Raw genomic sequence first — 11359 nt, forward strand, 5'->3', positions numbered from 1 at the left:
ACCGGTGTGCGAGCCGGTAGGTCGGCCCCGTTCTGTTATCTTTCTCTCTGAACATTTCTCTTCGGTTTCGGCCTGTGACGCGGTGGTAAAGCCTGGCGCGCACTGAGAGGCAGGTGCGCATGGCAATCGACGTCGAGTTTTCGGACCGCACTCCCCAAGGAATCGCGGGGGTGCTGGCCCGCCTCATCAGCGACGGGGTGCTTGCGCCCGGTGATCGACTGCCGACCGTTCGCGACATCGCTGCCGATCTCTCTGTGAGCCCGGCGACGGTGAGCGCCGCATGGCAGGCGCTCGCGCGCACGGGTCTGATCGTGTCTCGTGGGCGAGCCGGCACCTTCGTGAGAACGACGCGCCGCGACTGGTTGACGCCCCGAGTACAGGGGCTGAGCGCACGCGGCGAGAGCACAGGGTTCGATCTTTCGCTCGGCACCCCCGACCCCCTGCTACTGCCGCCTCTCGGGCCGGTGTTCGCGCGCGTGACTCCACGCGCCGAGACGGGCAGGTACCACGACCTGCCCGTGCTTCCGGAGCTTGCCGCCGTTCTTCAGAGCACGTGGCCCACGGCTGCCGAAAGCATCACCGTTGTCGATGGGGCACTCGATGGCATTTCGCGTGCGCTCGAGCAGGTCGTGAAGTTCGGCGATCGCGTTGTCGTTGAGTCTCCTGGCTTTCCCTACTTTTTCGACCTCGTCGAAGCTGTCGGTGGCGAGGTCGTCACTGTCGAACTCGACGAGGAGGGGATCATTCCGGCGTCGATGGCGCGTGCACTCACACTTCGACCGGCGGCTGTCATCGTGCAGCCTCGCGCACAAAACCCGACGGGGGCGTCGATGACAGCTGAACGGGCGCGCGCGCTCGCCGAGGTGGTCAGTGCCGCGCGCGACGGAGAACACATAGTCATCATTGAAGACGACCACTCTGGTGCCATCTCGATGGCCCCCGACGTCACGCTCGCACAGTGGCTCCCCGATCAGGTTGTGCACGTTCGCAGCTACTCGAAGTCACACGGGCCAGACCTCCGAATCGCCGCTATCGGCGGGCCCGCGCAGCTGATTGAACGAATCGTTGCGCGCCGCATGCTCGGGCCGGGCTGGACATCACGGCTCTTACAGAATGTGCTGTGGGAACTTCTCACCGACGAAGATTCGGCGCGCGCCGTGACTCGTGCCCGCCTGACTTACCGCGCTCGGGTTGCTGCTGTCGTGAGTGCCCTCGCGCGACAAGGAATCGCCGCGCCCACTCCTGACGGCGTCAACCTGTGGCTTCCCGTTCTACAAGAGAGGGCAGCCCTTGTGCACCTCGCAGCGGCCGGTATAGCCGTCGCCGGTGGCTCGTCGTTCGTCGCGACGCGAGGGAGCACGGGAGACTTCGTGCGTGTCACCGCCGGTCTCGTCGCCGAAGGAGCGGATGCGGTCGCCTCAGAGCTGGCCGCGGCATCCCGTGCAGTACCGGTGTAGGTGACTACTCGGTGCGATCGCGCCACGTCGGGGCAAGCGCGCGAATGCGAATGGAGCGCCACTGCCACGCGGCCCACATGACCGGCCAGATGAGTGGTGCGATAGCGCCGCGAATCACGAGGCGGTCGCGCCAGATGCTCTTCGACGGGTCGCCGGGAACGGCTGAGATCGCCATTTGGTGATCCCACACGTCGAGGGTTGCGAGGGGGCCGGTGAGTGGCATCCCACTGTCTCGAAAAATGCGGACGCGGCCGTTTGCGTCTTCGGTTTCGCGATCGCTGATGGCAATGAGCTGCCGGCCCATCGGGATGAGCCCGCCGAGGTAAAGCCCGACGCCTGCACTGTCGCCGGAGACCCAGCTCGTGGGGAGCGGCGCAAGCGGCTGCATGTCGACGAACGGTCCGTAGAGTTCGGCGACGGCTCTGGGCGAATGGAGCGCGCGCCATGCCGCGTCGGCGTCGCAGTCGATGACGAACTTCAGCACAATGCGCATGCCCCCAGTGTCGCACCCCCTGTCCTCCCGGTCCGCGCCCCCGGTCCCGGTTCTCCCTTTCTCCCCTTCCATCTCGCCGAAACGCTGCTCTTGGCCCGCAACACGCCGCCCTCCTCCTGGTGGCCTCGGCGTGTTGCCTCGGCGAGCAGCGTTTCGGCGAATGGCAAGGGGTTGGTGGCGGGGCGCTCTGCGGGATTCATGTGATCGATCCACGGCGTTCACCAACTGTTCCTCAACACTCTCAGCTGGCGCATTTCGTCTCGATAGGTTCTTCGCGGCGCGCTCCCCCCGGTGCGCCGTGTGAAAGGAGTTCTCACCCGAATGAGACACAACACCCGCCGGAAAATCCGGAACATTCTCGCTGCGACTGGCATTGTCGCGCTGGCCCTTGGAGCCGCTGCTCCCGCATCTGCCGACGCCGAATCCGAACTCGTTGGTGCGCCAGAGCAGTACCTGATCGAGAACGTGCACGCCTCCGGCAAAGTGCTCGAGATCGGCAACGACGGTGCGCAGGCAACCGGCCCGGATGCCGCATGGACAGCTGCCGCTGCGATTTTCTCGCGTGCCGAAACGGCCCCAGCTATCTCTGCACAGGCCGTTGTCGCCTACCCCGTCACGGGCGCTGAGAGCACCTTCGTGTTTACGAACGACGAGGGTGAGGTGCTTGTTCGTCGTACGAACGACGACGAGTACTACCGCTACCTCGATCTCTCAGACATGACCGTCGACGAAGCAGCCGCCGACCCTTACGCGCAGTGGACCGCAGTTGACGCCGGCAACGGCGCTGTCTACCTGCAGAACGTGCAGCGCGACAAGAACGGTATGACCGCTGCTCTCGATATGTACAACTGGAAAACCGAGAACGGTTCAGAGATCCAGACGTACGACGTCGGCACTGCCGCTGTGCAGAAGTGGATCATGCGTTCGCTGACCCCGACGGTCGACACGATTACGGGCCGTACCGAAACGGGCACCGCTGTGCAGCCTCCCAAGACTGTCCACGCTCGCTACAGCTGGGGCAAAGCGTACGAGATGACACTCGTCTCCTGGCAGCAGCCCGAGGCAAGCGTGTGGGATGCCGACGGCACCGTGTCGATCGACGGCACCGGGGTCGGGTTCTTTGACGAAGAAGTTCCGGTTCACGCTGAGTACCTCGTCGGCACTGTCGGTGATGCCGTTGATTCTGCTGTTCAAGGCTTCGTTGGAATCACGGCCAAGGAACTTCAGATGATCGCCCCGACGATGGTGGAACGCTCCATTTCGGGATCTGACGTCAAGGTCTCGTCCCCGGTCAAGTGGGATTGGTCTGTCGTGACGGCAGAGTCAACCTCGCAGGTCGGCACTTTCAGCATCCCGGCACTGCCGGAAACCGGGTTCGCGGCGAATCTCGTTGTCTCGATCGTTGAAACAGCGCCCGTGAACATTGCCCGCGGTGATGGGGTCCATGTCAAGGTGCAGGTTGGCTCTGCGGGCGGACTGAATGATGGTGTGCTCGATCGCACCGGATTCGGTGACTGGGTGAGCGGTGGCAACGCGAATCGCGTCAACCCCAACGTCGTCTCCTACCTGTTTGAAAAGCCCCACCAGGTGACGGGCGTTGCGCTTTACGACACCGGAACCGACGGCGATGCGAAGCACAACATCGGCGGAGTGACCGTGCAATACCGCAACCTCACCGGCGGATGGGTCGACCTTCCGGCGAAAGAGCTCACGTGGCCCTACGTCAACAACGCTGCTGACCTCAGCTTCGTCGTAGACAGCGAGCCGGTGCTTGCCACAGGAATGCGGGCGCGCCTGACAAACAAGTCGAACAACTCCTGGATGAGTTTGTCCGAATTCGAGGTCTACGGACCTGCAGCGGCACCGATCGAGCGCTAACTATGCGCTCGCCGTTCTTTCAGAAAATCACAGCACAAGGAAACCCCATGCTTTCCCCCCTTTCCCGCCGTCGTACTCGGCGCGCGGTCGCAGCTTCTCTCGCTGTCAGCACCGTTCTCGCGCTCAGCGCTGGAGCCGTGACTTCGTCGGCGAGCGCAGCAACTCCCGATGATGCACCCGCGCCAGATCGCTCCAGCTTCGTGCTGCCGGTTCTTCCCGACACGCAGTTCTACTCGCGCTACAGCGAATCGCAGTTCTATCCGAAATACGGCACCAACCCGTTCGAAGTGCAGACGAAGTGGATCGTCGAGCACCAAGACGATCTCAACATTCCTTTCACCGTTCACGTCGGCGATGTCGTCGACCAAGAATGGGTGAGCGGTGAGTGGTCCGCTGCTGATAAAGCAATGAAAATCCTCACCGATGGTGGAATGCCGTACTCCGTATTGCCCGGAAATCACGACGTAACGAACCAGGGTGCTCGCTCTTCCGCGGGTAACGCCGCCAACTATCGTGCACACTTCGGTGCTGCGGCGATGAGCGATCAGGCATCCAAGACCGGCAGCACGCTGCTCGGCACATTCCAAGATGGGTTGTCGTCGGCTTACCTCTTCGAAGCTGAAGGCCACACCTGGATGTCGCTCGCAATCGCGTGGAACGCCTCGGACGACACGTTCGCCTGGGCTCAGGGCATCCTTGATGCTCACCCCAACGTGCCCGTCATCCTGTCGTCGCACGCGATCATCAACATCGCGGAAGACCAGATGTCGCCGGCTTCGTGGTGGTGGGGAGACCTGCTCTGGGATCAGCTCATTCGTAAGAACGATCAGATCATCCTCACGGCGAACGGGCACTTTCACGGTGCCACGATGCAAACGCGCACGAACGACTTCGGGCACCCTGTGTATGAAATCCTCACCGATTACCAGATGTCCGCAGACGGCGGCAACGGGTACATGACGACGTTCGAGTTCGACTTGACGAACAATCGCATTGACGTCGAGACGGTTTCGCCGTGGGTGACGGTCAAAGACAAAGACTCGTTGACATCGTCTGACACACCGGTTCTCGACGGGCCGTGGCAGTCGTTCAGCATCGACTTCGACTTCGCGGAACGCTTCGGGTGGAGTGTCAAGGCCTCAGATGAAGACAACGTCGACCTGTCGCAGCGCGTCATCGACATTGCTTCCGAAGGTTGGGATGGCGGAGCTGCCGGCGGCGAGTTGGTCGCTGCGGGCAGTGCTGACGACTACCACCAGGTGGATGGCACCATCGCGCACTGGCGGTTTGGTGCAGTCGCGGAAGGCGTCGTAGACGAGAAGACCGTTATCCCCGACGTTGCGGGCGAAAGCCCTATGTATCGCAACGCACCCGAGACGACTGACGAGCCGGATGAGCTCGAAGATATGTCGATCACCCACTCGAACACGGCGTTTTATTCGGCTGACCCCGGTGCCGTCTGCTTCGACAACGTGACCCGCAACGCCAGTGGCGCCGACCGCCTGTCGTACCTGTCAACCGAATACGGTGCTCCGGCGACGTTCGCAGACCTCAACGCCGTCGATGGCTACACGATCGAGACGTTCCTGCAGCTCGATGAGGAATGGACAGAGACGGCAAACCGCTGGGGTGCGGCGCTCACCCGCGGCGGATCACGCGAGTGGACCGGCATCCATGACTCGGCAGACCCCGGCGCGGGCGTTGCGTGGATTGGTATCTCGAGTCTGCGTGAGTACCAGTACTCCGCTGCGGACCCGCGTACCGCGAATTCGTACACGCTCTGGTCCGGTGAAATCATGCAAGGTGCCTGGCACCACGTGGCGATTGTCAACAACCCCGCCGCAAACACCGCCATCATGTACGTCGACGGCGTGCCTGTTCTTCGTAACGCCTCGAACGTCGGCGGAATGATGGCTGCGGACTTCATGCCCTGGGTCATCGGTACTTCGACCTGGGATTCCGAGCCCGATCACGGATGGCACGGTTGCGTGGGCGAAACGCGCATTGTCAACCACGCCCTCGCGTCGAGCGACTTTTTGTACAATCGCATCGACATCAACGGTGACGGAGCAAACTTTGCTCTCGCAACCGATCTCGGCACCGTCTACGCACCGGATGCGACCGTGTCGACGTTCACAGGTACCGGTTACCCCGGCGCTGTGGTTCGTGTTGAGCTCGGAGGCAACAGCATCGGAACCGCTGACGTTGCAAGTGACGGTAGCTGGACGATTGAGCTCGCAGAGGCGCTGACCGGTTCTGGATCGTACGGGCTGTCGTTCGTGCAGTCGATCGGTGAGCGTGACGGCAGCGCACACGAGGCGACTCTCGTCATTGGTGAGAGCTCGGACTGGACGCCCGTCGATTCTGATCTCACCCCAAGCTACGAGGGGCTCATCACTGTGAACCCCAACCCGTTCACCGCGGGAGCTACCGTTGAGGTCGCGTTGCCGGCGGGCTCCGAGGGCGACACCGTGTACGCCTTCGCGTTCTCGTCTCCGACGTCGCTCGGGCAGGCAACCGTTGCGGCCGATTCGACTGTGCGGCTCGCGACGCCGGCTTCGTTCCCCGTCGGGGAGCACCGCATCGCGCTCTACACCGCCGATGGCGACTTGATCGGGTGGGATGCCGTATCGGTGCTCGCCGCAGAGAGTGACTCTGGTTCGGGATCCGACCCCGGAACAGGCGGCTCGACCGGGGGAGACGTCGCTGGTGAGGCAACTGGTGGCGCTGACGCCGGCGAACTCGCGGTGACGGGAGCGTCTCTGACGGCCCTGTTCCTGCTGTTGGCAGCTGGCATTACCGCGGTGATTACCGGGGTGACACTGCGAGCACGCCGCATCCGTCGCGTCCGCTAACCCGCTGCAGTCAAAACGCTCCTTCCCCTCGCCGAAACGCTGCTCCCAACGGGCAACACGCCGCCTCGCACCCTGTGCGCCCGGCGTGTTGCCTCGAGGGAGCAGCGTTTCGGCGCAGTTGTTTTGTGTGTCGGGCAGGGCAAAAGGGCAGGGCAGGATGCCGCGGCCACTTGCCTGGGCACGCGCACCGCCGCGGGAGCTACCTGGGCGTCAGGGCGGCCAGGCGTGTCGCCGGGGTGATCTCGCGTCGCGTCCAGGTGAAGAGGTAGCGCTGGTCGAATCGCGGCGCACATGCGACACATGACGCCGCGCGGGTCGGGCGGCGGTGCCGATACGCCGTGTGACCCGCGGGGCAGCGGCCGACCCATGGGGCGAGTTCTTCCGCTGTCTCGCCGCGATGCGTTGTGCCACCCACATAGCCGAGGTCGCGGGCGATGCGTTTCCACTTCGCGCCATGGCCAGAGTCGGGGCCGGCGAGAGCATGAGCGACCTCGTGCAGCAGCGTCTGGTGGTTGGTGTCGTCGTCGTAGCGAGCGGTCAGATACTTCGAGACGCTGATGCGCTTTCGCGTGTAGTCGCAGAGGCCGGCGCGACGCTTCGCGTTATCGAAACCGAAACTCCACGACGAATCGAGGTGAAGGGCGAGAAGCGCCTCAGCCCAGTGGCGTACGCGATCTAGATCTGACATGCGAAAATACTAGAACATACCTACGACACTCAAATGGCGAGTTGAACCCGCGCGCGGTGTCGGTCTATTGCATCGATCAACAGCAGTGTCGATTGAAGCTCGGTTTCCGATGCTCCCGCTTCTTGCCGAAGAAAAAGGGTGCGCTTGAAATCGACCCGTGCGCCCTCGAGGTCGTCGCCGTCGAACCGCACTTTCGCGCGGTGCTGGTAGGCGAAGGCGGCGATACCCGCCCAGTTCTGACCCTCGGCTTCGTCGGCGCACGTCGTGAGTTCGTGGTCGGCCGCACCGAGTGCGCCTCGCCAGTGGAGAACTGTCGCGTGCAGAATGCGCGCGCGCAAGACGTCTTTGCGAGTACCTGCCATCCGCGCGACCCGCACCGACTGCTCGGATACGGCGAGTGCCTCATCCAATTCGTCGAGCACCTTCAGCAACCAGACGCGCTCCAGTAGTGCCGGGAGGCTCCGCTGCGGCCCAATTTCGTCGAGTCGCTCCTGGCACTCGCCAAGATTCACGATTTCGCGCAGGGTGTCGGTGTCGTAACCCTCGATGTAGCTCACGTCGATATCCTTCCCGCACGAGAACTGTTCCAGTGTGCCTCGGCGGTCAGCGCCCGCGCGGACGACGCGCCGACCATCCAGCGTGGCCTCAGCATTCGAACAGGTCAGCGTTCGAACAGGGATGCCGCCGGCTTCGGTGACGCGACAGCATCCGCATCTGTGACTATTCGTGCGCTGCGGGCAAATTCGCGCACTTCGTTGCCCTCAGCCACCTTTGCGGGGTGCGGACCGGCCGCCATCAACCGCGGGAGCCATTCGGTGGGGAGTTTTGTTCGGGATGCCGCCACGACAAGGTTTCCGAACCGGCGACCTTTGAGGGTTTGCACTTCGGCGAGCACGATGACGTGATCGAGTACAGCGTTAACTGTCGCCACTTGACGTCGAGCGAATGCGAGCCCCGCGCCATCGGCAACATTGATGAGCAGCACCCCGTCGGGCGCGAGAAGGGCTGCCGCTTCGCGGTAGAACTCGAGCGTGGTCAGATGAGCCGGTGTCTGTGATCCGGCGTACACATCAGATACCAGCAGGTCGACGTTGCCGGTGATCGCGGGAGGAAGCCGCGAAAGCCCTGCCCGAGCATCGCCAATGCGCATCCGAATCGAGGCGCCTTTGGGAAGCGGCAGGTTTTCACGCACGAGATCGACGAGCGGTTGCTCTAGTTCGACGACCTGCTGGCGCGATCCAGGCCTCGTCGCCGCGATGTAGCGGGGAATGGTGAGGGCGCCCGCGCCAAGATGCACTGCCGTGAGGGGTTGCCCCGGCATCCTGAGCTGGTCGATGACGGCGCCCATCCGCGCCACATATTCGAAGTGCAGGTGCGTGGGGTCGTCGAGGTCGACGTGCGACTGCGGTGTGCCATCGACTTCGAGTTCGAAGCCGCCGGTGTACGCCGACGGTACAACGCGCGCGATTGTGCCATCGCTCAACCGCGTCTGTGGCGGCTCTTCTACATGTGCCCGGGCCATGCCTTAACCGTAGGCCCCTCCTGCCGAGGGCTCGCAACATGCCGTATTGCGGCTGCTCGGCGCTAGCGTTGGGGCATGGCGACGATCGATCTCAATGCCGACCTCGGCGAGACGATCGACGGCGTGCCCACGGCCGACGACGAAGCGATGTTCTCGCTGATTTCGAGCGCGAATATCGCGTGTGGTGGTCACGCGGGGGATGGCATAGCCATGCGCCAGGCCGTTGATCGGGCCGCGCGGTTCGGCGTCGCGATCGGCGCACACCCCTCGTATCCCGATCGCGCGGGTTTCGGCCGCACGGTTGTTCCCATGAGCGCGGAAGAACTGCGGTGCGAAATGGCGGCGCAGTTGGCGGCGCTGAGAGCCGCTGGCGCCGACATTAGCTACGTCAAACCTCACGGCGCGCTCTATCACGCGGCCGGCAGTGATCAACAGCAGGCAGCGGCCGTTGTGGCTGCAGTCGCCGACCTGTCAGAAGCCCTCGGGCGCCCGCTTCCGATCTTGGCAATGGGAGAAGCGTTGCGGAGTGAAGCCGTCGCTCTGGGCCTGCCGTTTGTTCGAGAGGCGTTCCTCGATCGCGCCTATCTTCCTGATGGCGCGCTCGTGCCGCGGACGATGCCCGGCGCCCTGCTGGAAGACCCACACGCGGTTGCCACCCGGGCTGTACAACTCGTGCGGGAGCAAACGGTCAACGCGATCGACGACACAACGATCGCGGTCGACGCCCGGTCACTCTGTGTGCACGGCGACACTCCTGCGGCCGTCGAAATGGCTCGCGCCGTCCGCAGGGCCCTGTCAGAAGCCGCCTTCGACATCGCTGCGCCGTGGTGATCTGCATGGTTATCCCTGACGAGAAAAAGGCGCGTGGCTCGGCCATTCGTGTCTTACCGTTCGGAGCAGCCGCGCTCCTGGCTGAAGTCGACACCCTTCCGCAGGTGCTTGATCTCCACGCAGCGCTCGCCGCCTCTCGCCCCGCGGGCGTCGTCGATCTCGTTCCCGCGGCGCGCACAGTGCTCGTGCGGATCGACCCGCAACGCTTGACGCTCGCTGCCGCCCGCACCTGGATCACGGAGGCCGAGACGGATGCCGCCCCCATCCGTCTCGATTCGGCCCCGGTCATCGAGCTTCAGGTCGCCTACGACGGCCCCGACCTGGCTGGTACGGCGTCGGCCCTCGGTGTCTCCGTTGATGCTCTCGTGTCTGCCCACCAGGCAGCGCACTGGGTTGTCGCCTTCACCGGATTCGCACCAGGGTTCGGCTATCTTGTCAGCGACGAGTGGCACTTTGATGTGCCGCGGCTCGACAGCCCGCGCACGCGAGTACCGCCGGGCGCTGTCGGTCTCGCGGGCGACTTCACGGGTGCATATCCGCGTGCAACTCCCGGGGGTTGGCGGCTCATCGGCACGACCGAAGCGGTACTTTTCAACCCGGATGCCGCATCTCCCGTGCTCCTGACTCCCGGAAGCCGCGTGCGCTTTGTCGCCGCCGGCCCGACGCGCGAAGCCGTCATCGCTGCGCCACCAGCTCTGCCCGAGCGGCCGAACGTGCCCGCAGCATTCACCATTGCCGCACCGGGGTGGCAGTCCACCGTGCAGGATCGGGGACGACCCGGCGCCGCCTCGCTCGGCATCGCACCGTCTGGCGCTCTGGACCGGGGTGCTCTGGCGGTGGCGAACCGGCTCGTGGGTAACTCGGAGGATGCCGCGGCGATCGAGGTCACCGGCGGTGGTTTTCGCGCCGTTGCCGAGCGCGATCTCTGGATCGCTCTGGCTGGTGCTCGTGGCGTGGCCCGAGTGGGCGCTTTGGCACTCGATGCCCTCGCGGCAACGCTCTGGCCCGAAGGCGAGGAGCTTGAAATTAGCGCTTTTGAGCACGGCATCCGGGCGTACCTTGCGGTGCGTGGGGGAGTAGCGGGGCCGATTTCGGCAGGGTCGAGATCATCCGACGTGCTCGCAGGTCTCGGGCGCGCCGCGTACGCTTCCGGCGACGGTGTCGCACTGGCAAACGATGTGGTGGGGCCTGTTCCGCCGCTCGACATTGCGCCCTGGACGGCACCGACCGACGACGTGATCGAACTGGGCGCGGAGGCCGGGCCGCGCGGTGAGTGGTTCGCGGCATCCGCTCACGAAGCCCTCTTCGAGGCACTCTGGACAATTTCGGCTGATGCCAACCGGGTGGGCGTGCGGCTGGAAGGTCCAGTGCTTGAGCGAACCCGCCCCGGCGAACTGCCGAGTGAGGGCATGATCCCTGGCGCAATCCAGGTACCGCCCTCAGGGCAGCCGACGATTTTGCTCGCCGATGGCCCCGTGACAGGCGGGTACCCGGTGATCGCGGTCGTGTCGGATGCCTCGCTCGATGCTCTGGCGCAGGCCCGCCCCGGCATGCGCGTGCGGTTTCGGCACGGCATCTAGCGCGAGGCATCCTGATCCCTCGGTCTCGCGTGAATGCAGTCCGCTGAGACTGTGG

General features: G+C 64.3%; 9 protein-coding genes. 5 read left to right on the forward strand and 4 right to left on the reverse strand.

What is annotated here, in order from left to right; translation table 11 throughout:
- The first annotated feature begins 119 nt into the window (after nucleotides 1-119).
- Nucleotides 120-1457: an aminotransferase-like domain-containing protein gene (locus FHS06_RS04615; protein WP_167046047.1), complete on the forward strand. Its 1338-nt coding sequence runs from the start codon at nucleotides 120-122 to the stop codon at nucleotides 1455-1457.
- 4 nt (nucleotides 1458-1461) lie between these two features.
- On the opposite strand, the gene FHS06_RS04620 is transcribed toward FHS06_RS04615, so the two are convergent.
- On the reverse strand, nucleotides 1462-1950 hold the full coding sequence (locus FHS06_RS04620) for a hypothetical protein (RefSeq protein WP_167046050.1): 489 nt from the start codon (nucleotides 1948-1950) through the stop codon (nucleotides 1462-1464).
- 321 nt (nucleotides 1951-2271) lie between these two features.
- Here FHS06_RS04620 and FHS06_RS04625 point away from each other — a divergent pair, with 321 nt between their 5' ends.
- Together FHS06_RS04625 and FHS06_RS04630 are read left to right on the forward strand one after the other, a co-directional pair.
- A complete protein-coding gene (locus FHS06_RS04625) occupies nucleotides 2272-3828 on the forward strand; it encodes an RICIN domain-containing protein (protein ID WP_167046053.1) in 1557 nt (518 codons plus the stop codon).
- 47 nt (nucleotides 3829-3875) lie between these two features.
- Entirely contained in the window at nucleotides 3876-6683 is a 2808-nt protein-coding gene (locus FHS06_RS04630; RefSeq protein WP_167046056.1) for a LamG-like jellyroll fold domain-containing protein, read from the forward strand.
- 199 nt (nucleotides 6684-6882) lie between these two features.
- Here the strand turns inward: FHS06_RS04630 and FHS06_RS04635 are convergent, their stop codons facing one another.
- The 3 genes from FHS06_RS04635 to FHS06_RS04645 all read right to left on the reverse strand — a co-directional run bounded on the left by FHS06_RS04635 (nucleotide 6883) and on the right by FHS06_RS04645 (nucleotide 8893).
- Entirely contained in the window at nucleotides 6883-7371 is a 489-nt protein-coding gene (locus FHS06_RS04635; protein WP_167046059.1) for a SprT-like domain-containing protein, read from the reverse strand.
- A gap of 29 nt (nucleotides 7372-7400) precedes the next feature.
- Nucleotides 7401-7928, reverse strand: coding sequence for a hypothetical protein (locus FHS06_RS04640; RefSeq protein ID WP_167046062.1), 528 nt, complete (start codon nucleotides 7926-7928; stop codon nucleotides 7401-7403).
- Nucleotides 7929-8032: 104 nt separating this feature from the next.
- Nucleotides 8033-8893 carry a spermidine synthase gene (locus tag FHS06_RS04645; RefSeq protein WP_167046065.1) on the reverse strand — a complete coding sequence of 287 codons (861 nt, stop codon included), beginning with the start codon at nucleotides 8891-8893 and terminating at the stop codon, nucleotides 8033-8035.
- A 75-nt stretch (nucleotides 8894-8968) separates the two neighbouring features.
- Between FHS06_RS04645 and FHS06_RS04650 the strand changes: the two genes are divergently transcribed.
- Both FHS06_RS04650 and FHS06_RS04655 read left to right on the forward strand, forming a co-directional pair.
- On the forward strand, nucleotides 8969-9724 hold the full coding sequence (locus FHS06_RS04650; RefSeq protein WP_167046068.1) for a 5-oxoprolinase subunit PxpA: 756 nt from the start codon (nucleotides 8969-8971) through the stop codon (nucleotides 9722-9724).
- Between the two features lie 5 nt (nucleotides 9725-9729).
- Nucleotides 9730-11304, forward strand: coding sequence for a 5-oxoprolinase subunit B/C family protein (locus FHS06_RS04655; protein ID WP_182486559.1), 1575 nt, complete (start codon nucleotides 9730-9732; stop codon nucleotides 11302-11304).
- Nucleotides 11305-11359: the final 55 nt, after the last annotated feature.

Source organism: Microbacterium halimionae (genome assembly GCF_011761265.1).
Taxonomy (GTDB): Bacteria; Actinomycetota; Actinomycetes; order Actinomycetales; family Microbacteriaceae; genus Microbacterium; species Microbacterium halimionae.